Here is a 21,296-nt window from a genome sequence, read left to right on the forward strand (position 1 = left end):
CGTCCGTGGTACCTGTAACGGCCCTTGGGACGCGCTGTGCGGCGGGGTGTCCAATGCAAGTGGCTCCCCCATGGCCTACACCCTGGAGCTTCGGGCAGGGCCAGAGAACGGGAGCGTGGAGTGCCCGGTGTGGAACTGGAGCGGCGGAATGATCCCCGACCACGAGGATGCGCACTGCTCTCAGAACCACACCCTCAAGTCGGGCTCGGCAGGGGGATGGTGGAGCGGGGTCGATGTCGACGCCTTCACGTTCGAGCGCCCGTATGTCGTCAAGCACGCGGCCGGGGGGCTGCCGGTGGTGGTCGACGCGGGAGAGTGGACCAAGATCTCGAACCTGTCCCGCGCCGTGTGCGGCGACACGCCCACCGGGGCTCCTCTGTGCGTTGTTGACGCGTGGTAGCCCACTGCCCCTATGGCACTGATGAAGACCCGGACTCTCGTCCGGGTCTTCGTCTTGCATGGTCTCTGCCGCCGGCTATGCCGCCAGCTTCGCCAGTGCCGCGTCAACGCGTGCCAACGTGCGCTCGCGGCCGAGGAGTTCGAGGGACTCGAAGAGCGGGAGGCCGACCGTGCGGCCCGTGGCCGCCACGCGGACCGGGGCCTGGGCCTTGCCGAGTTTGAGGCCGTGCTCCTCGCCGGCCGCGAGCACGGCGTCCTTGAGGGCCTCGGCCTTCCAGTCGGCGTCGGCGAGCTTCGTACGGGCCGTGCGCAGCACGTCCTCCGCGCCGGGCTTCATCGCCTTCGCCCAGGACGCCTCGTCCTCGGCAGGCTCGTCCAGGAAGAGGAAGTCGACGTTCGCTGTGATGTCGGAGAGGACCGTGAGGCGGGTCTGGGCCAGCGGGGCCAGTTCCTCGAAGGCGGCCTGGTCGAAGGCCTCCGGCGGCCATGGTGCGTACGGGGCGCGCAGCCACGGCTCGCACGCGGAGACGAAGTCGGCGAGCGGCATCTCGCGCAGGTGCGTGGCGTTGATGGCCTCGCACTTCTTCAGGTCGAAGCGGGCCGGGTTGGCGTTGACGTCGGTGATGTCGAAGGCGGCGATCATCTCGTCGAGGGTGAAGATGTCGCGGTCCTCGGAGATCGACCAGCCGAGCAGGGAAAGGTAGTTGAGCAGGCCCTGGGGCAGGAAGCCGCGCTCGCGGTAGAGGTTGAGGGACGCCTGCGGGTCGCGCTTGGAGAGCTTCTTGTTGCCCTCCCCCATGACGTACGGGAGATGGCCGAACGCGGGCGTCGCGCCGTTGCCGACGCCGAGCTCCGCCAGGGCGCGGTAGAGGGCGATCTGGCGCGGGGTGGAGGAGAGCAGGTCCTCGCCGCGCAGCACGTGCGTGATCTCCATGAGCGCGTCGTCGACGGGGTTGACGAGCGTGTAGAGCGGGGCGCCGTTGGCGCGGACGATGCCGTAGTCGGTGACGTTCTCCGGGGCGAACGTCAGGTCTCCGCGCACCAGGTCGGTGAAGGTGATCGGCTCGTCCGGCATGCGGAAGCGGACGATGTGCGTGCGCCCTTCGGCCTCGTACGCGGCGATCTGCTCCGCGGTCAGGTCGCGGCACTTGCCGTCGTAACCGGAGGGCCTGCCGGCCTTGCGGGCGGCCTCGCGGCGGACCTCCAGCTCCTCGGCGGTGCAGTAGCAGGGGTAGGCGTGGCCGCTCTCCTGGAGCCTGGCGGCGACGTCGGCGTAGATCTCGGTGCGCTGGGACTGGCGGTAGGGGCCGTGCGGGCCGCCGCTGCCGCCGTGGGCCGCGTCGAAGGCCGTGGGGCCCTCGTCCCAGTCGAGGCCGAGCCAGCGCATGGCGTCCAGGAGCTGCTCGTAGGACTCCTCGGTGTCGCGGGCCGCGTCGGTGTCCTCGATGCGGAAGACGAGGGTGCCGCCGTGGTGGCGCGCGAACGCCCAGTTGAACAGGGCGGTCCGTACGAGGCCGACGTGGGGGTTGCCCGTCGGGGAGGGGCAGAAGCGGACGCGGACGTCCTTCGGGGTCGCGGTCGCGGTCACGTCAGTCACGCTTGACCACCTTGTTGGTGAGAGTGCCGATGCCTTCGATGGTGACGGCGACCTCGTCGCCGACGGTGAGGGGCCCGACGCCGGCCGGGGTGCCTGTGAGGAGGACGTCGCCTGGCAGCAGGGTCATGGCCTCGGTGATATGGACGACCAGGTCCTCGACGGAGCGGACCATCTCGCTCGTACGGCCGAGCTGCCGCTGCTCGCCGTTGACGGTGCACATCACGCCGAGGTCGGAGGCGTCCAGCTCGGTCTCGACCCAGGGGCCGAGCGGGCACGAGGTGTCGAAGCCCTTGGCGCGGGCCCACTGGGACTCGGCGCGCTGGATGTCGCGGGCGGTGATGTCGTTGCCGCAGGTGTAGCCGAGGATCACGTCCTTGACGCGCTCGCGTGGCACGTCCTTGCACAACCGGCCGATGACAACGGCCAGTTCGGCCTCGTAGTGCACCTCGGAGGAGAAGGAGGGGTAGGTGACGGGGTCGTGGGGGCCGCACACGGAAGTGGACGGCTTGAAGAAGACGACCGGGGCGTCCGGGATCTCGTTGCCCATCTCCTTGGCGTGCTCGGCGTAGTTGCGGCCGATCGCGACGACCTTGTTGGGCAGTACGGGCGGCAGCAGGCGGACCTTGTCCAGCGGGAGCTTCTGCCCCGAACGCTCGAACTCCGCGAAGGGGTGGCCCTTGATGATGTCGAGGACGGGGCCGCCTTCGGTCTCCGCGTCCCCTTCCACGACGCCGAATGCGACGTTTCCGTCGAGGGAGAATCTTGCGATGCGCACGGGTTCGGGCTGCCCTTCAGGTCTGGCCGGACGGGGTTGACGACGCTCCAGCGTATGCGATGGGGCACGGTGGGGCGCCGCCCCACCCTCCCCGCCGGGGCTCCGCCTCCGGGCCCGCTCGGCGCGAGGCCCTAGCTCGACGCGACGGGCTGCGCGGCGCCGCGCCCTGCCGGCACGACGACGGCGCACAACGCACGCGCGACGCCTCCCGGTCCAGGACACCGCCACCCACCCCGGCACCCCACCGGTACGACGGCCCCCGCAGCCCCACGCCGCGCAGCCACGACCGCCGCGCACAACGCACGCGCGACGCCTCGCCATCCGGGACTCCGCCCCGGCCCCGCACGGCGCGAGGCCCTAGCTCGACGCGACGGGCTGCGCGGCGCCGCGCCCTGCCGGCACGACGACGGCGCACAACGCACGCGCGACGCCTCCCGGTCCAGGACACCGCCACCCACCCCGGCACCCCACCGGTACGACGGCCCCCGCAGCCCCACGCCGCGCAGCCACGACCGCCGCGCACAACGCACGCGCGACGCCTCGCCATCCGGGACTCCGCCCCGGCCCCGCACGGCGCGAGGCCCCGCTCGACGCGACGGGCTGCGCGGCGCCGCGCCCGAGGCGCACGAGCGGTCCACGAACATGACGGGCCCCGACTCCCCGTCATCGTGGGGCCGTCGGACCTCGGCATAGCCAGGCTAGTCACGCGCGGACGTCGAAGACGTACAGGCCCAGTTCGCCGCAGACCGCGAGCCGGTCGCCCGCCGGGAACCACGCCAGAGAGCCCAGCGCCGAGTCCACGCGGAGGTAGGTGACGCAGCGCAGCGTCGTCGTGTCCCACAGGCGGACGGTCTTGTCCCGGCCGCTGGTGGCGAGCCAGTCGCCGTCCGGGCTGACGGCGACGCCCACGACGTCGTCCACGTGACCGGTGAGCGTCGCACGCGGCGTGCCGTCGGAGTCCCACAGCCGGACGGCTCCGTTTTCGGTCGCGCTGACGAGCCAGGTGCCGCACGGTGCGATCGCCACGCTGTGGGTGTAGACGCGGCCGGAGGCCCGGCTGGGCGTGGCACGGGGCGTGCCGCCGGCATCCCGCTGGAGCGTGGCACGGGGGGTGCCGTCGGCGTCCCACAGCCGGACCGTGCCGTCCTGGCCCGCGGTGGCGAGCCAGGTGCCGTACGGTGCGATCGCCACGTCCCAGACGTCGCCGCCCAAGTCGCCGTCGTGGCCGATGAGTTCGGTGCGCGGAGTGCCGTCGGCGTGCCACAGCCGTACACCGGCCTCGTCCGCCGTGGTGACGAACCACGTGCCGCACGGGGAGATGGTGACGCGGTTGATCCAGCTGGCCTCTTCGTCCTCGATGACGGCGCGCGTGGTGCCGTCGCTGTTCCACAGCTCGACGAAGCCCTCGTCTCCCGCCACGGCCAGCCAGGTCCCGCACGGCGCGATCGCCACGGTATGCAGCCAACGGGCGTAGCTTTCGCAGACGAAGCTGCGGAGTTCCCCGCCGGCTGCGCTGAGCAGCCGAACGGTGCGGCTGTCGTCCACGGCGGCAAGCCAGCCTCCGTCCGGGCTGATCGCCGCCTGGACGACCCGGCCGGCGATCCCTTCCGGGGAGCGCCCGGCGCCCTCGACGCTCCACAGCCGCAGCGTCTTGTCGTGGCTGGTCGAGGCGAGCCAGCTGCCGTCCGGGCTGATCGCCAGGTCCGTGATCTCGCTGGAGTGTCCGGTGAGGACGCCCCGCGCCGCGCCGTCGGTGTTCCACAGGTGCACGGCGCCGTGGCCGGTGCCCGCCGCGAGCCAGCTGCCGTCCGGACTCACCGCCAGGCAGAGGACCGAGCTGGTGTCATCGATCTCACCGCGCGGTGTGCCGTCGGTGTTCCACATCTGGATGGGCGTCCCGGTGTCCAGGTTGTTGCGGCTTCCGGTGGCGAACCAAGTGCCGCATGGCGAGAACGCGAGAACGGCGAGGGAGGCGCCGGTGCCGTCGATGGTGCGGCGCGGGGTGCCGTCGGGGTTGAACAGCCTGACGGAGCGCGAACTGCGTCCGTACCCGCTGTAGTTGCTTGCGCAGACCGCCAGGCAGCTGCCGTTCGGACTGACGGCCATGTCGTTCACCCGGCCGGTGTGGGTGATGACGGCCCGTGGGGTGCCGTCGGCGTTCCGCACATGGATCGAGTGGTCCTGACCGCTGTGGGCCGCTGCCAGCCAGCTGCCGTCCGGGCTGACGGCCAGCTGGGAAAGGTGATCGAGCTCGTCGACGGGGGTGCCGCGTCGCGTGCCGTCGGTGTTCCAGACCTGCACGGTGCGGTGCAGCGACGCAGTAACCACCGTGCCATCCGGATTGATCGCCACATCGGTCATCCACTCGCCGGTGCCGGGCAGTTCGGCGATCCGGGTGCCGGACGGCGTCCACAGTTCCGCCCGTTCGCCGACGGCGCAGGCGAGCCAGCTGCCGTCCGGGCTGATCGCCACCGCACGGAAGCTGTCGGTGTCGTGGTGGAACGCCCGGCGGAACGCGGGGTGGTGGGGATCCGGAAGCGGCCAGGCCGGGTTCAGCAGGGGCTGCGGCAACAAGTGCTGAGCCGCCGTCCGCCAGGCGTCGAGCGAGGGGTATCCGCTCAGCCGGGCGAGCAGCGTGCTGCCGAGTCCGCTGCCCGCCCCGGCGCGGGCGAGCAGATGTGCGTTCTGGGTGACAGCCTGGCCCAGCGTCTCTGCGAGCGGACCCGTCGCACGGCTCAGATCGGACTCCAGTAGCGCCGGGCCGTGCTGGTCCAGTACGGCCAGGATCCAGCGGGGGTCGCAGACGACCTCGTTCAACTCGTCCTTCAAGCCCCCCTGTTGCAGGTGATGGCTCAACTGGCGCCACAGGTACGGCTCGTCGGCGGGAAGCTCCCACCAGGCGGACCGGCCGGGGGGCTTCGGGCGTGTGGCGGGCGGGGCGCCGCGATCCGTGGCGGGGAGGTGGTCCTGTGGCGCGTCCGGCAGGGCGCCCCGGTGCGCGTCGAGCAGCGCGCGGTGCAGGTCGCGCAGCTGGGGGCTCGCCCGGTGCCGGAGATAGGCGCGCATGACGTCGTGCAGGCGGAGGGCCAGGGGCGGGACGGCGAGGGCCTCGTCCGCGACCGGCGGGCCAGGCGACGTCCCGTTCACGGACGTCCCATCCGCGCGCGTCCCATCCGCGGCCGTCACATCCGCAGCCGTCACCTCCGCCACGGAGACGTCGATGAGGGACAGGTCCGCCAGGTCCTGGCAGAGGCGCTCCGTCTCCGCCCTGCCGACGCCCCCGGTGTGTGCCCAGTACGCGGCCAGCGTCGGCTCGGGAATCTCCAAGTCCTCCGGGAACACGGCAAGTTCGAGGTAGCGCTGCAAGCGGCCCGTGTCCAGCAGCGACAGACTCGCCTCGACGGTCGCGGCGACGGCGGCGCTGCGGTGGTCCGGGTCCGTGACGTCCAGCGCGGTGGGGCCGTGCGCTGCCAGTTGCTGCGCGATCCGTGCGGCGGCAGCGGGCAGAGCGAGCCCGCTGCGCACGTGCCGGCGCAGCGCGCCGTTGACGAGCCGGAGCAGCACGGGCCACGAGCCCGTCCCGGCGAACAGGGCCGCCAGATCGTCCTCCGTGGCGGCGGGCAGTCCGTCGGTCAGCAGTTCCCAAGCCTGGTCCGGCGTCATGGCGTCGACCAGCACGGGCTCGGTGGCGTCCGGCAGCGCGACCCGGACCCGGGTGGTGACCAGCCGACGGCAGCCGGAGCCGCCCAGCAGGAACGGCGCGAGCTGCCGGGCTCGCCAGACGTCGTCGACGACGAGCAGACAGCGGGTGTCCGCGAGGAGCCGGCCGAGGTGGTGCCCGGCCTGCTCCGGATCGGTGAACAGCGGGTGGCTGCCGGAGAGCTGGGAGGCCAAGTCGTTGATCTTGCCTGCCAGCTCGGCGCCTTCGGCCTGCTCGCCGAGCGTCACCCAGAGCACGCCGTCGGAGAACCGCCGCTGGACGCGCGGATCGCGGCAGCACTCGGCGGCCACCGTGGTCTTGCCGATGCCGCCCATGCCGGACACGGCGGTGAGGGCGACGAGTTCGTCCCCCTCTTCGGCACAGAGGCGTCCGATGACCTCGCCGGTCAGCTCGGGGCGGGGCACGATCCGGTGCGTCTTGGCGGGCGCCATGAGCAACGGGCCCTGGACGGAGGGAGTTGAGCGGCGGAGTGCCGGACCCGGCCTCCAGGAGGCGGCTGTTGGCCGACGTTGACGACGATGTCCCGCGCCTGCAGCACCGGACCGTGGACCGTCCCGCCGACCTCGTTGTAAACGGCGCCGCCACCCGGTGACTGCGGCCGCGCTGCTCCGTCCGAGGACGGTTGCTCCGCTCCGTCCGCCACTGCGCGCTCCCCGTGTCCGCACCTCTCCCGGGAATTAAACCAGTGGCAGGGAGGGGGCGGCTTCGCGTTCCGTACGAGTCCGGCCCCTGGGGCTCAGCGGCAGGAAGCAGGAGAGACGACGAGAGCCGGACTCCCGGTCCGGCTCTTCGTCGTACGGGCGGCGCGGGGCGCGCGGCGGCGTGCTAGCGCAGCCGGGCCATCAGCGCGTGCTCGACCAAGGTGATCAGCGCGCTCTTCGCGTCCGCGCGGTGACGGGCGTCGGTGGTGATGATCGGAGCGTCGGGCCCGATCTGCAGGGCCTCGCGCACCTCCTCCGGCGTGTACGGCTGGTGCCCGTCGAAGCCGTTGAGGGCGATCACGAAGGGGAGACCGGAGTTCTCGAAGTAGTCCACCGCGGGGAAGCAGTCCGCGAGGCGGCGGGTGTCGACCAGGACGACGGCGCCGATCGCGCCGCGGACCAGGTCGTCCCACATGAACCAGAAGCGGTCCTGTCCTGGCGTACCGAAGAGGTAGAGGATCAGGTCCTGGTCGAGGGTGATGCGGCCGAAGTCCATGGCCACCGTGGTGGTGGTCTTGTCGGCGGTGTGGGACAGGTCGTCGATACCCGCCGACGCCGAAGTCATCACGGCTTCCGTGCGCAGCGGATTGATCTCCGACACGGCACCGACGAAGGTCGTCTTGCCCACACCGAATCCGCCAGCAACCACGATCTTCGCGGAGGTGGTGGAACGGGCAGCAGCGCCGCCGCTAGAGCTTCCGAAGTCCACTGAGCACCCTTTCGAGCAGTGTCACGTCTGGCTGGCCGTCGGAGTTGGTGTCGTCGCCGCCCGGCTGGTGAATGGCGACGAGTCCCGCTTCGGCCAGGTCGGCGACGAGGATACGGGCGACGCCGAGGGGAATGGTGAGAAGTGCGGAGATCTCAGCTACCGATTTGATCTCGTAGCACAGGCGGCAGATCCGCTGGTGCTCGGGCAACTGGCCCTGGAGCCTTGCGGGTTCGGCCGAGGTGTGCACCAGCGCCTCGATGGCGAGCTGGTAGCGGGGACGGGTCCGTCCACCCGTCATGGCATACGGGCGCACGAGCGGCTGCTGCTCGGTGCGGCCGCCCTGGTTGGCAGGGTCCTTGCGCGGCTGAGGCTGCACCGGCTGGATGCGGGGCGGTGGCCCCTGGTCGTACTGGCGCCGCTCCTGCCGCCGGTCGTAACGCGAGGACTCGTACAGCCCTTCGTCGTACCGGGAGGGTTGCCGGCGCGAGGGCGGGGGAGGCGGCGGCTGCTGCTGATGCTGCCCGGGCCCCTGCTGCTCGTAGCCGGGCTGCTGCTGCCCGGCGGCGTGCCGGCTGGGAGTGGAGGGGAAGTTGAAGCGCTTAGGACGCCCGTTCTCATGACCGCTGCCGTACGACGACGGGCCGCCTGGGGGCATTGTCATGTTTCCTCCTCCGACTCACGGACGTGCGGGCCACACATTGTTCCGTCCTGCTCCGGCACTGTCTCAGCGGCCCCGCACCTAAAGCACCTTATGGCGCTCGGGCGCAACGCGCACTGCCTGTCTGCCGGTTGAGAACTAGTTCAGCAGGCTTCCTTGCAGTTCGGCGCGGAGATCCGGGGTGAGGACCGTGCCCGCGCGGTCGACGAGGAGCGCCATTTCGTAGCCGACAAGTCCGATGTCGGCCTCGGGATGTGCGAGAACCGCGAGCGCCGAACCGTCGGAGATGGACATGATGAAGAGAAATCCTCGCTCCATCTCCACAACCGTCTGGTTCACGCTGCCGCCCTCGAAGATCCGGGAGGCTCCGGCGGTGAGTGAGGTAAGCCCGGACGCGACTGCCGCCAACTGGTCGGCGCGGTCGCGCGGGAAGCCCTCGGACATCGCGAGCAGAAGCCCGTCCGCGGAGACCACCACCGTGTGGGACACACCTGGGGTGCTGTCCACGAAGTTGGTGATCAACCAGTTCAGGTTCTGCGCCGCCTGGCTCATCGGGCTCACACTAACGCTCCTGATCGTAGGTGCTGCCGGGGCCGAAGCCCTGTCGGTCATTCTGGGGGGCGTCACCCGCGCCGCGCCCTCGGCGTACGCCGCGGTGGAGGTTGCTGAGCCTGCCACGGACGTCCTCGGGTGCCCGGGAGACCATAGGGCCTCCCTGCGGGTTCGCATCGGCGGTGCCCGCGACCAGGTTGGCCCTGGGCACCCGCCGGGGAAGGCCGGATGGCGTGAGACCACTGGACTGCGGGTCACGCAGCCGGCCTGCCCGGCTCCAGCGCTCGTCGTTGGCGTTACGCCAATCCTCGGAAGGTTCCGCTTGAGGCTGGTGCTGCTGGTGTTGCTCGGCCGGACCGTCCTCTTGCTGTGACCGCCCCGCCTCCCGGCGCGGCAGGCCTGCGCCGGTTGTGGTGCGGTAACTGCTCGGGGCTGGGCCCGGACGGTCGAAGCCTACGCGGTCCCGGCCATTCTCGTGAACGCCCGTACCGGATTCCGCTTCGGGCCCCTGAGCGGCGTGGGGACTGCCCTGGGAGGGCAACTGCTCAGGCTGGTGGGGCAGTTGGGGCTGACGCACCGGCGGCTGCTCACCGTACGGGTCCGAGGGCCGGGAGGGGAACCGGGGCTCCTGCCGCGATTGCTCCTGCTCAGGAGGCCGGTCCTGGGGCTCCTGCCGGCCGCGCTGCCGCTCGAGCCACTCCTCCTGCCCCTCCCGCCATTCCTGTCGCTCCCGCCACTCCTGCTGTTCCCGCCACCCTTGCTGCTCCTGCCACTCCTGCTGGTCCTGCCACTGCCCTTGCGGCTGCCACGTTTCCAGCGGCTCGGGGCGGCGCTCCTGGAATTCCCGCGGCTCCTGGGGCTGACGCGGCTGGTACGGGTCAGCGGGCTCGTCCTGCCCGCCCGGCCGGGGCTCCAGCGCCTCCCGGCGCTCGTCGCGCAGCTGCGCGCGCCCGACGGAGTCGAGCGGGCCGAGCGAGGAGAGATCGTCGGGGACCTCGTAGCGCCCGTCGTCGAAGCCGAGTTCGCCCGCCGTACGGGAGGAGGGCGGCAGGCCACGTCCGTACTGCGGGGGCTCCGGGGGCGCGGGCGCCTCCGGCATGATGCGCGAGACGGTGAAGTCCTCGTAGGCGTCCTCCTCGCCACCGCCGCCCTGTGTGATCCCCTGCGGGAGCATCACCAGGCACGTCGTGCCGATCTGCTCGCCCGAGGGGCGCAGCTGCACGCGGATGCCGTGGCGGTCGGCGAGGCGGCCGACGACGTACAGGCCCATGCGGCGGGCGAGGCTGGCGTCCACGGTGGGCGGATTGGCCAGTTTGTAATTGATGTCCGCGAAGTCCTCCGCGGTCAGGCCGACTCCCTTGTCGTGGATCTCGATCACGACCCGGTCGTCGGGCAGCCGAGTGGCCGTGACGTCGACCTTCGTCTGCGGGGAGGAGAAGGAGGTGGCGTTCTCCAGCAGCTCCGCGAGCAGGTGCACGAGGTCGTTGACGACCTGGCCGTGGATCTCGCTCTCGGGGACGCCGGAGAGCTCGATCCGCTCGTAGTGCTCCACCTCGGACGACGCGGCGCGCAGGATGTCGACGAGCGGCACCGGCTCGTTCCAGCTGCGGCCGGGCTCCTCGCCCGCGAGGACGAGGAGGTTCTCGCCGTTGCGCCGCATGCGGGTGGCCAGGTGGTCCAGGCGGAAGAGGCTCTCGAGCTGGTCCGGGTCGGCCTCGTTGTTCTCCAGGTCGGAGATCAGGCCGAGTTGGCGCTCGATGAGGCCCTGGTTGCGGCTGGAGAGGTTGGTGAAGATCGCGTTGACGTTTCCGCGCAGCAGCGCCTGTTCGGCTGCGAGACGGACGGCCTCGCGGTGCACCTGGTCGAAGGCGCGGGCCACTTCGCCGATCTCGTCGGTGCTCCCGATGGGGATGGGTGCGACGCGTGTGTCGACGCGGCCCGGGTCCGTACGCGAGAGCTGGTCGACGAGCATCGGCAGCCGCTGCTCGGCGACGTCGAATGCGGCGTTGCGCAGATTGCCCATGCTGCGGCTCATCGAGCGGGCCATCATGCCCGCGAGGAAGAACGCGATCAGCAGGGCCACCAGCACGATGAGGGCGTTGATCACGGCGTCGCGGGCGGCGTCGTCCGAGATCTGCTGAGTCTCGTCGACGGCCAGCTCGGTGAGCTCCTTCTCGACCGCGCGGTAGGCGTCGAACTTGCCGGTGGTCGTCGCGAACCAGCTCTCCGGCGTCACGCCCTTGGCCGCGAGCGCCTCCTTGCCGGCGCCGGAGACGATCATGGGGATCGCCTTCTCGGTCTTCGGCGGGGGGACGAAGTCTTTGCCGGCGGCGGTCGCGGCCGCCTCGGCCTTGGCCTGGCGCTGCTTGCCCTTCGCCTCGGCCTTGGCCATCTCCTGCTTGAGGAGCTTCACATCCTGCGGGCGGCCGCCGCCGACGTACTCCTCGAGGGCGATGCGCTCCAGGTACGCGTACGAGGTCAGACCCGTGTACTGCCGCTTCACGTCCGCCTTGCCCGGGCCCTGCCGCACCAGCAGATGCATGCCGATGGAGCGCTCCAGGGACTGGGCGCCCTTGCCCAGTGACACCGCGTAGACGGTGCGGCCGTAAGAGGTGATGTTGCCCGTGCCGAAGCCGAGTTCGTTGGCGAACTCCATCAGCGGGTGCTGGACGGCGACGTAGCGCTCCTCGGTCTCGACTCCCCCGAGGCGCTTGCTGTAGGCGGCTGAGCGCAGGGCGCCGAGCTTCGGTTCCACCTTGCGGAAGACGGCGAGACGGCGCTCGAGTCCGGGCTTGTCCGGCATGGCGGACGCGGCGCGGTCGAAGTCCTTCTTGGCCCGGTCGGTGACGGTGCGGGCGCGCTCCACTGCCGGATCGTTACGGCGCCCTTGGAGAAGCGGTTCGGCGGTGCGGTCGCGCTCATCGAGGAGGGCGTTGCCGTAGGTGGCGGCCGAGCGCACGAGCTCGGCGGTGCGCTGGGCGTCCTCGGCCTCGTTCCAAGTGCCGATGGCGTCGTTCACGCGGAAGCCGCCGAAGACCAGTCCCACCATCACGGGTATGAGAAGGATGGCGTACAGCCTCGTCCGCACACGCCAGTTGCGTACGGCAAAGCGGCTTCCTGGCCCGCCTGTGCCGTCGGGCAGGTCGGATGTGACCGAAACCCGCGACGGCGGAGTGAAGTTGCCCCTCGACTCCACCCGGGCTCCTGTCGCAGCGCCCGTCTTGCTTCGCCTCACGCGACTCCTCACCTCTTGACCCTCGGTGTCCGTATCCGACGTCCATGGGTCGGCGACGTGCCAACTCGCTACTGCTGAGTTCAGCGCATTTCAGCACGTCAGTGCGACGGCCGCCAAACACCTCGGAGAGGGCGGAACGAGTGCCCCACAGGCCTGTGAAATCGGGCATACAGGGGCAACGGAGGCAAAGGGGCCAGGATTTGTGAGCAGAGTGAAGCCTTTTGCTCGCCAGCCGTGTTCACGGCGACGTAATTCACTGTCGAAACGTTATGAACCTGAAGGAGCGGACGGCGGCGAACACGGCGAACACAGCCGGGAGGAGGAATCCTCCTGCCCGGCTGTGCAATCAACTCGCCCTGATCCGCGCCGAGTTGGCTCCGCGCCCTACTTGAGACGGGCGAGCAGGGCGTGCTCGACCAGCGTGATCAGCGCACTCTTCGCCTCGGCGCGGTGCCTGGCGTCGGTGACGATGATGGGAGCGTCCGGGCCGATCTGCAGGGCCTCGCGGACCTCTTCGGGGGTGTAGGGCTGGTGCCCGTCGAAGCCGTTCAGCGCGATGATGAACGGCAGCCCCGAGTTCTCGAAGTAGTCGACGGCTGGGAAGCAGTCCGCCAGGCGGCGGGTGTCGACGAGGACCACCGCGCCGATGGCGCCGCGCACCAAGTCGTCCCACATGAACCAGAAACGATCCTGCCCCGGTGTGCCGAAGAGGTAGAGGATCAGGTCGTCGTCGAGCGTGATGCGCCCGAAGTCCATGGCCACCGTCGTGGTGGTCTTGCCGCCGGTGTGGGTCAGATCGTCGATCCCGGCGGACGCGGACGTCATGACCGCTTCCGTACGGAGCGGATTGATCTCGGAGACGGCACCGACGAAGGTCGTCTTGCCCACGCCGAAGCCGCCGGCCACGACGATCTTCGCGGACGTCGTCGAACGGCCGGGGGCAGGGGCTCCGGCTCCGTAACCCACCATCTGGCCCGTCTGCGGGCTAGAGCTTGCGAAGTCCACTGAGCACCCTTTCGAGCAACGTCACATCTGGCGCGCCGCCGGGCTCGGAGCCACCGCCGGGCTGGTGGATGGCCACCATTCCGGCCTCGGCGAGATCGGCGACCAGGATCCGGGCCACACCCAGCGGTATCGCGAGCAGGGCGGAGACCTCTGCGACCGACTTGACCTCCCGGCACAGATGGCAGATGCGCTGGTGCTCCGGGAGCAGACCCTGAAGCTGGACCGGGTCGGCGCTGGTGCTCACCAGTGCCTCGATGGCGAGCTGGTAGCGCGGCCTGGTGCGGCCGCCCGTCATCGCATATGGGCGCACCAGCGGCTGGTCGCCCTCACCTCCGTACGGTGCGTGCTGGTATGGGGCACCGTACGGGCCGGGCGAGGCTGGCGGGGTCATGGCTCCTCCGGACGAGGCATGAGGTCGGGGTCGGGTAACGGACTGAGGTGGCTCATGTAGGGGGAGCTTTCAGATCAGTTGAGGATGCTCCCCTGAAGTTCAGCGCGCACGTCAGGGGTGAGGACGGTTCCTGCGCGGTCTACCAGTAGCGCCATCTCGTATCCGATGAGACCGATGTCAGCCTCCGGATGGGCGAGGACGGCCAGTGACGAGCCGTCCGAGATGGACATGATGAAGAGGAAGCCGCGCTCCATCTCCACCACGGTTTGATTGACCGGGCCGCCCTCGAATATCCGGGAGGCACCGGCGGTCAGTGAGGTCAGCCCCGAGGCGACCGCCGCCAACTGGTCGGCGCGGTCGCGCGGGAATCCCTCGGACATCGCGAGCAGAAGCCCGTCCGCGGAGACCACCACCGTGTGCGACACACCTGGGGTGTTGTCCACGAAGTTGGTGATCAACCAGTTCAGATTCTGCGCCGCCTGGCTCATCGGACTCAACTAACGCTCCTGCTGGTAATGGGGGCCTATGCCGCGGCCGTTCGTCGTACCGGCTTGTCGGCCCTGCTGGATGCCGCGGCGGAGGTTGGTCAGCCTGCCGCGGACGTCATCTGGTGCACGCGAGACCTGCGGTCCTGCTTGTGCGGAGGACTGCTGCTGAGCGGTGCCCGCGACGAGATTGGCGCGGGGCACACGGCGCGGCAGACCGGAGGTGGTCACTCCGCCCGCTGCGGGCTGGCGGACCTGCTCCGCCCGGCGCCAGCGCTCGTCGTTGGGCGAGGCTCCCCAGTGGGCGCCGGTGTCGGCACCGTGCTGAGCAGCGGTGGAGTGAGTGGAGTTCGCCGAGACCCCCTCCGAGGACGGACGGGCAGCGTGCCGCTGCGGCATCGGTGGTACGGCCGAGGCCGGCTGCCCCGGTCGCGGTGTGGGCGCATGCGAGGGCCGCTCCGGCAGCCCGGACTCCGCGGACTCCCGCTGAGCCGGCGGTGCCGCCGGGGGCGGCGGTGCCGACGGAGGCGGAGGCGCGGAGGACGCCGCGCGGAACCAGTTGGACTCGATCGACTCGAAGATCGGCGTCGGGGCGTCGGCCGCAGCCGGCGGACCGGAAGGTATGCCGAAGTCCGGGTCGTACGAGGGCTGCTGACCGCCCTGCGTCTGCTCGCTCTGCTGCTCCTCACGGCCTGAGGCGGCGCCGTGGCCGCCGCTGGAGGCGCCGGTGTAGCCGGGGCGGGCGAACTCGCCGGTGTCGCTCGACTCGGACTCGTCGTGCCCGCGGGGGCCGTCCTCGCCGGGGCCGGAGGCCGTGGCCCAGCTCGGACGCGGCTGGCTCCACTGGTCCGGGCGCGCGAACTGCGAGGTATCGCTCGGCCCGCCGGGCTCCGGACGCTGGAACTCACCCGTGTCGGAAGGCGACTGGGGACGCTGGAACTCGCCCGTGTCCGAAGGCGACTGGGGACGCTGGAACTCACCGGTGTCCGAGGGGGACGGCGGACGCTGGAACTCGCCCGTGTCCGAAGGCGACTGGGGACGCTGGAACTCACCGGTCGACTGGCTCTCCCGCTCCCAGGAGCCGCCCCAGCCGTCGGCCGGCCTCTCGAACTCGGCCGTCTCCGGCCCGCCCTGGCCGCCGCCGGCCCCCGCACCGCCGGGCAGCGCACCCGCCGGGCCGGGCCGCTGCGGAAGCGGCGGAGTCTGACGGTTCGGCGGGCCGGAGCCCGCGCCCTGGCGGTCCTGGCCGGGGCCCCTGCCCTGGCCGCTGTCGCCGAAGAGGTTCGTGGTCGGTGCGCCACCGCCGCCGCCCTGGCCGGAGCCGGCGCCCACGGGGACGTCCGAACCTGGCAGTGCGGGCCGTGACTCGCCGCCGCCGACCTGGCGGGTGCCCGGGCCGGAGCCCGGTCCGCGCTGCAGCGCGGCGGCGAGGCCGGCGCCCTTGGGGACGCTCGGGCCGTTGCCGCCGGGGGCGCCCGCACCGGCGGGCTTGCCCTTGGATCCCTGCGGGCCCTGCGCCCCGCCCTGCGCCACGTCGACGGGCAGCATGACCAGGGCGGTCGTGCCTCCGGAGTCGGACGGACGGAGCTGGATGCGGATGCCGTGCCGCAGCGAGAGGCGGCCGACCACGAACAGGCCCATGCGGCGGGAGACCGAGACGTCGACGGTCGGCGGGCTCGCCAGCCGCTCATTGATCGCGGAGAGGTCCTCCGGGGAGAGGCCGATGCCGGTGTCGTGGATCTCCACCAGCACGCGCCCGTCGGGCAGGGCGTGACCGGTGACCTTGACCTTCGTCTGCGGCGAGGAGAAGGACGTCGCGTTCTCCAGCAGCTCTGCCAGCAGGTGGACGAGGTCGTTGACGACGCGGCCCGCGACCTCGGTTGCGGGCACCGAGTTCAGTTCGATGCGCTCGTACTGCTCCACCTCGGAGGCCGCGGCGCGCAGCACGTCGACGAGCGGGACGGGCCTGGTCCAGCGGCGGCCCGGCTCCTCGCCCGCGAGGACGAGCAGGTTCTCACCGTTACGGCGCATGCGGGTCGCGAGGTGGTCCAGCTTGAAGAGCGAGGAGAGCTGGTCCGGGTCGGCCTCGCGGGACTCCAGCTCGGATATGAGCGAGAGCTGACGCTGGATGAGGCCCTGGCTGCGCCGCGAGAGGTTGGTGAACATCGCGTTGACGTTGCCCCGCAGCAGGGCCTGCTCGCCGGCGAGCCGGACGGCCTCGCGGTGGACGTCGTCGAACGCGGAGGCCACCTTGCCGATTTCGTCCCGGCTGTGCACACCGACGGACTCGACGGAGGTGTCCACGTCCTGGGGCTCGGACTCGGACATCTGACGGACCAGCTCCGGCAGCCGCTTGCGGGCGACGTCCTGGGCCGTGTCCTGCAGCCGCCGCAGCGAGCGGACCATGGAGCGGGCGACGACGAAGGCGCCGACGAGGGAGATGCCGAGGACGAGCAGGATGACGGCGCCGTTGAGGAACGCCTCGCGCTGGGCGTCGGAACGCAGTTCACGGGCCTGCTGCTCCATCTGCGAGAGCAGCGTCGACTCGATCTTCTTCATCTCGTCGATCTTCGAGCGGTCCTGGTCGTACCAGTCCGGGTACGAGCGGTTCTCGCTCTTGATGCCGTCGGGGTTGTTCAGCACGCGGTCGCGGTACTTGTCCGCGAGGGTGATGTTGACGACACCGCCGTCGAGCGGCTTGGTCAGCTCGGAGGCCTTCTCCTCGCCGTAGATCTGGTTGAAGCTGCCGAGGGAGGCGCTCTCGCTCTCGGCCGCCGTCTTGGCGTAGAGCCGGTCGCTCTCGGAGAGTTCGGGACCGCCCTCCTGCGCGAGACCCGCCGAGATGATCGCGCGCTGGATCGACGCGTACTCCTTGGCGGTGGAGAAGGAGGCCAGGGCACGCGTGCTCTGGATCATCTCGGAGTTGTTCGTCGCCTGCGCCATGTCCTGGGACAGGGAGAGCAGCGAATCGATCAGCTGGTTGTAGCTGTTGACCGTCTGCGAGACCGACGAGGGGGTGTCGTAGGCCCGTTCGCGGATGTTCTTGATCGCGGTCAGCTGACGGGTGATGTCGAGAACGGTGGACTGGACGCCGGCCATCGCCCTGTCGCTGCCGTCGATGTCCGCGGTGGCTTCCTTGAACGCCTGGAAGGACTGGTCCGTCGTCTCACGCGGGCCGACGACGGTGTCGTCCTTGGAATCCCCGGTCGCGATCAGCGGGCCGGCCGAGCGGTCGCGCTCCTCCTGGAGTGCCGAGGCGAGTTCGGTCGCCTGCTCGGTCATCTCCGTGAGCTGCTTCATGTTCTCGAGCTGGTCGACCTTGCCGAGCGAATCCTGAATCCGCAGGGCACCCAGGGTCGTTGCGGCGACCACGGGCAGGGCGAGCAGCGAGACGAGGCGCGTACTGATCCGCCAGTTGCGCAGGGCGGCACGCGAACCCGGCCCAGGAGGCGTCCTGAGCCGCTGCTCGGCGCTCTTCTCGCTCTTTACGGCAGGACTCTTCGTCGACGCGCCGTCCTCTTCATGAACGGCGGCCGTCGGTCCACTCTGCTGGGCGCGCTGGGGTGTGGATCCGCGGTCCGTCATTCCGCGCGGCTCCGGATCCCCCGCAGCGCTGCCATCCCTCTTGAAACGTCCCTGCACTAGCGTCGCAACCTCTGGACCAGGCGCCCCTCCGCTTGGGACGGCGGGACGGTATCGAGTCGTGGGGGTCCCAAGGCCCCCCGGGCGGTCGTGAAGTGACCGGCGCGCGTCCCCATGACCGCCACGCGGCGCTGCTCTGCGCCCCTGCGCGCCGGTTGTTTCCCGCAGCGGTCCGTGGAATTCCAGCACAGTGCCGGATCTCCAACAAGGCCTGTGGAAAACCCGGGAGTTCAAGTGACGCTCCGCCATGACTCCGTCACGTGCTGTGCAGAGCACTTCCCGTGATTCCGGACTTTTCTGCCGCCCTTCGGCGGCCCTTCACGCCTCAGCTTTATCAGGTGCGGAACCGGAACCTCACGTCTGGCCCTCATGTCCGCTTCGGCCCCAGCCGCAGCTCATCACCTAAGTCCCTTTTGCCCGCGCTCCGGTGAGGAACCTCACACGCTCCGCGTTGCCCGCGTCACGTAACGAAAGGAAATGGCGGCCTAGCCTTGTTTACAGAACACCGCGGAAAGACAAGCCAATTGGAAAGTGCGAGGTACGGTCGAGCGTGAAGACCACCCTTATCATGCGCAATACAGCCAACCCGCGCCGCACCACCCTGGTGGACCTCCAGGACGCGGACGAGCTGACCACGACGGCCGTCGCCGAAGAGGCCGAGAGCCTCGACGGCCTTCCCGCGCAGACCGCGAATCCCGAGCGCACCGTGCTCGAAGACGCACCCGCCGGCTGACGATGCGAGAGGCGACGGCGTAGACGGCACAGCGAGGACGGCCTCCCGTGACTTCACCGGGAGGCCGTCCTCGCTGTGTTCGCGCTGTGGCCGTATTCGCTGTGCGGCTGTGTTCTCTGTGCGGCCGCGCCGCTGTGTTCGCGCTGCGGCGTCTTCGTGCTCAGCCCTGCCAGCTGTGCGGGGCGCGGAAGCCCCGCGCGCGCTCCAGCCGCCGCCAGCCCGCCTTGCCGTTCCCAGCTGCGCGTGCGGCCGGAATCTGCTCGTGCCTGGCCGACGCGGCGGCACGGGCGAGCAACAGAGCCGTGACGGCTGCGAGTTCCTCCTCGCTGGCCTCGCCCTTCTCCACGCGGACGAGGTGGCTGCCGGCTGTGTCGGTCGGGTTCATGGAAGTCTTCATCCCTTTACTGAGGAGGCCCTTACTGAGGGGGGTTGCCGTGTTTGCGTGAGGGCAGATCCGCGTGCTTGGTGCGGAGCATCTGCAGTGAGCGGACGAGCACTTCGCGGGTCTCGGCCGGGTCGATGACGTCGTCGACGAGGCCGCGCTCGGCTGCGTAGTACGGATGCATCAGCTCGGCCTTGTACTCCTTGACCATCCGCGCCCGCATCGCCTCCGGGTCGTCCGCGCCGTTGATCTCCCGCCGGAAGATCACGTTCGCCGCGCCCTCCGCGCCCATGACCGCGATCTCGTTCGTCGGCCAGGCGAAGGTCAGATCGGCGCCGATCGACTGCGAATCCATCACGATGTACGCGCCGCCGTAGGCCTTGCGCAGCACCACCGAGATCCGCGGCACCGTCGCGTTGCAGTACGCGTACAGCAGCTTCGCGCCGTGCCGGATGATCCCGCCGTGCTCCTGGTCGACACCGGGCAGGAAGCCCGGCACGTCCAGCAGCGTGACGATGGGGATGTTGAACGCATCGCACATCTGCACGAAGCGGGCGCCCTTCTCCGACGCCTCGATGTCCAGGACCCCGGCCAGCGACTGCGGCTGGTTGGCGATGACGCCCACGACCTGGCCGTCCATCCTGGCCAGACACACGATCAGGTTCGTCGCCCACCGCTCGTGGATCTCCAGCAGATCCCCGTCGTCGACGAGTTCCTCGATCACCTTGCGCATGTCGTACGGGCGGTTGCCGTCGGCCGGCACCAGATCCAGGAGCACCTCGCCGCGCCGGTCCACCGGATCGTGGCTCTCCTCGGCGGGAGGGTTCTCCCGGTTGTTGCTCGGCAGCATCGACAGCAGATACCGCACCTCTTCAAGGCACGACTGCTCGTCGTCATAGGCGAAGTGCGCCACACCCGAGGTCGCCGCGTGCACGTCCGCGCCGCCGAGACCGTTCTGCGAGACCTGCGCGCCGGTCACCGCCTGCACCACGTCCGGGCCGGTGATGAACATCTGCGAGGTGTCGCGGACCATGAACACGAAGTCCGTGAGCGCCGGGCTGTAGGCGGCGCCGCCCGCGCACGGGCCGAGCATCACCGAGATCTGCGGAATCACGCCCGACGCGCGGGTGTTGCGCTGGAAGATCCCCCCGTACCCGGCGAGCGCCGAGACGCCCTCCTGGATACGGGCCCCCGCACCGTCGTTGAGCGAGATCAGCGGCGCACCGGCCGAGATCGCCATATCCATGATCTTGTGGATCTTCGTGGCGTGCGCCTCCCCCAGCGCACCGCCGAAGATCCGGAAGTCGTGCGCGTAGAGGAACACCGTCCGCCCGTGCACCAGCCCCCACCCGGTGACCACACCGTCGGTGTAGGGCTTCTTCTCCTCCAGCCCGAAACCCGTGGCACGGTGCCGCCGCAGCGGCTCCACCTCACGGAACGTCCCTTCGTCCAGCAGCAGTTCGATCCGCTCCCGGACGGTCAGCTTCCCCTTCGCGTGCTGAGCCTGCGTCGCCCGCTCACTGGGACCCTGCAGAGCACGCTCCCGCAGAGCACGCAGCTCCGCCACACGCCCACGGGCGTCCTGCGCCTGAGGGCCCGAGGCGTCGGGCGCGGCCACGGTCGCCGTGGTCTGCTGCGCCTGCTGCGACGGCTGGGTCTGATCGGTCATGTATAGACCCTACGAAACAGCAGGCCTGTTCATCGTCGTCAGATTCAGACAGTGTCCGGGCACGATTCATGGTCGCGCTGGACAGAACTGCCCTGAAGCACGGCGTCAGGGCAGTGAACCCTCACATGTGACCGCCACCGGGCTGTGGGGTTCCCACAGCCCGGTCACGGTGCCCTGCCGACGCCTGCCGGCGGGCTCAGGCTTCCGCACAACCGCAGCTCAGCGCAGCCGGACCGCACAACTCACGCTGGCCGCCGCCGTACCCGGCGTCACGCGCAGGCACAGCGAGCGACCGGTGGCGAGAACCTCCACCCCCGTCCCCGGCCGAGAGCACCTCGGGTACGGGACGGTGCCAGGTCACCTCGAACGGCTCGCCGGTCCTTGGCGATCACCCGAAGCCGCGTGCGGCCAGGCCGTACCCGGCCTCCGTGCCCCACCGGACGGGCCCAGCCGTTTGCCGCCGACCCGGTGGGTATCCAAGCGCTCTTGGGCCGCCGCCCCGGTCTCGAACTCGCCGTGCCCGAGGAGGAGTTGACGCCGCCGGCGAGCTTCGCCGGCACAGCACCCGGACAGCCGGTGCGCCTCGACGGCTGAGCGGCTGAGCGGCTGAGCGGCTGAGCGGCTGAGCGGCTGAGCGGCTGA

15 protein-coding genes are annotated in these 21,296 nt (G+C 70.5%); 2 read left to right on the plus strand and 13 right to left on the minus strand.

All coding sequences use genetic code 11. The annotated features are described in order from the left end of the window. Positions 1-70: 70 nt before the first annotated feature. A complete protein-coding gene (locus tag ACSMXX_RS07645) occupies positions 71-400 on the plus strand; it encodes a hypothetical protein (protein ID WP_473183276.1) in 330 nt (109 codons plus the stop codon). A 75-nt stretch (positions 401-475) separates the two neighbouring features. On the opposite strand, the gene gltX is transcribed toward ACSMXX_RS07645, so the two are convergent. The 11 genes from gltX to ACSMXX_RS07700 form a co-directional block, all read right to left on the minus strand. Beyond that, positions 476-1,987, minus strand: coding sequence for a glutamate--tRNA ligase (gene gltX / locus ACSMXX_RS07650; RefSeq protein WP_473184683.1), 1,512 nt, complete (start codon positions 1,985-1,987; stop codon positions 476-478). 1 nt (position 1,988) lies between these two features. Then, positions 1,989-2,771, minus strand: coding sequence for a fumarylacetoacetate hydrolase family protein (locus tag ACSMXX_RS07655; protein ID WP_473183277.1), 783 nt, complete (start codon positions 2,769-2,771; stop codon positions 1,989-1,991). A 702-nt stretch (positions 2,772-3,473) separates the two neighbouring features. Further along, positions 3,474-6,923, minus strand: a complete 3,450-nt coding sequence (locus tag ACSMXX_RS07660) for an NB-ARC domain-containing protein (RefSeq protein WP_473183278.1) — start codon at positions 6,921-6,923, stop codon at positions 3,474-3,476. Between the two features lie 394 nt (positions 6,924-7,317). Next, a complete protein-coding gene (locus tag ACSMXX_RS07665) occupies positions 7,318-7,902 on the minus strand; it encodes a GTP-binding protein (RefSeq protein WP_028435360.1) in 585 nt (194 codons plus the stop codon). Then, on the minus strand, positions 7,883-8,563 hold the full coding sequence (locus tag ACSMXX_RS07670) for a DUF742 domain-containing protein (protein WP_473183279.1): 681 nt from the start codon (positions 8,561-8,563) through the stop codon (positions 7,883-7,885). The genes ACSMXX_RS07665 and ACSMXX_RS07670 overlap by 20 nt, the downstream gene beginning before the upstream one ends. Before the next feature lie 135 nt (positions 8,564-8,698). Beyond that, positions 8,699-9,112 carry a roadblock/LC7 domain-containing protein gene (locus ACSMXX_RS07675; protein ID WP_037975732.1) on the minus strand — a complete coding sequence of 138 codons (414 nt, stop codon included), beginning with the start codon at positions 9,110-9,112 and terminating at the stop codon, positions 8,699-8,701. 10 nt (positions 9,113-9,122) lie between these two features. Then, positions 9,123-12,347, minus strand: a complete 3,225-nt coding sequence (locus tag ACSMXX_RS07680; RefSeq protein WP_473183280.1) for a sensor histidine kinase — start codon at positions 12,345-12,347, stop codon at positions 9,123-9,125. A gap of 384 nt (positions 12,348-12,731) precedes the next feature. Then, entirely contained in the window at positions 12,732-13,352 is a 621-nt protein-coding gene (locus ACSMXX_RS07685) for a GTP-binding protein (RefSeq protein WP_420856152.1), read from the minus strand. Beyond that, on the minus strand, positions 13,333-13,743 hold the full coding sequence (locus ACSMXX_RS07690) for a DUF742 domain-containing protein (protein WP_028435355.1): 411 nt from the start codon (positions 13,741-13,743) through the stop codon (positions 13,333-13,335). The genes ACSMXX_RS07685 and ACSMXX_RS07690 overlap by 20 nt, the downstream gene beginning before the upstream one ends. A 74-nt stretch (positions 13,744-13,817) precedes the next feature. Beyond that, complete coding sequence (locus tag ACSMXX_RS07695) at positions 13,818-14,231, minus strand: roadblock/LC7 domain-containing protein (RefSeq protein WP_028435354.1); 414 nt, start codon at positions 14,229-14,231, stop codon at positions 13,818-13,820. A gap of 9 nt (positions 14,232-14,240) precedes the next feature. After that, entirely contained in the window at positions 14,241-17,813 is a 3,573-nt protein-coding gene (locus ACSMXX_RS07700; RefSeq protein WP_473183281.1) for a sensor histidine kinase, read from the minus strand. Between the two features lie 607 nt (positions 17,814-18,420). On the opposite strand from ACSMXX_RS07700, the gene ACSMXX_RS07705 reads away from it, so the two are divergent. Further along, positions 18,421-18,603, plus strand: coding sequence for a hypothetical protein (locus tag ACSMXX_RS07705; RefSeq protein WP_473183282.1), 183 nt, complete (start codon positions 18,421-18,423; stop codon positions 18,601-18,603). Between the two features lie 160 nt (positions 18,604-18,763). Here the strand turns inward: ACSMXX_RS07705 and ACSMXX_RS07710 are convergent, their stop codons facing one another. Both ACSMXX_RS07710 and ACSMXX_RS07715 read right to left on the minus strand, forming a co-directional pair. Beyond that, positions 18,764-18,988 (minus strand): acyl-CoA carboxylase epsilon subunit, encoded by a 225-nt coding sequence (locus ACSMXX_RS07710; protein ID WP_473183283.1) that lies wholly within the window; start codon positions 18,986-18,988, stop codon positions 18,764-18,766. Positions 18,989-19,019: 31 nt separating this feature from the next. After that, entirely contained in the window at positions 19,020-20,654 is a 1,635-nt protein-coding gene (locus ACSMXX_RS07715; protein WP_473183284.1) for an acyl-CoA carboxylase subunit beta, read from the minus strand. Positions 20,655-21,296 lie beyond the last annotated feature (642 nt).

The organism is Streptomyces sp. DSM 116795 (genome assembly GCF_055792905.1).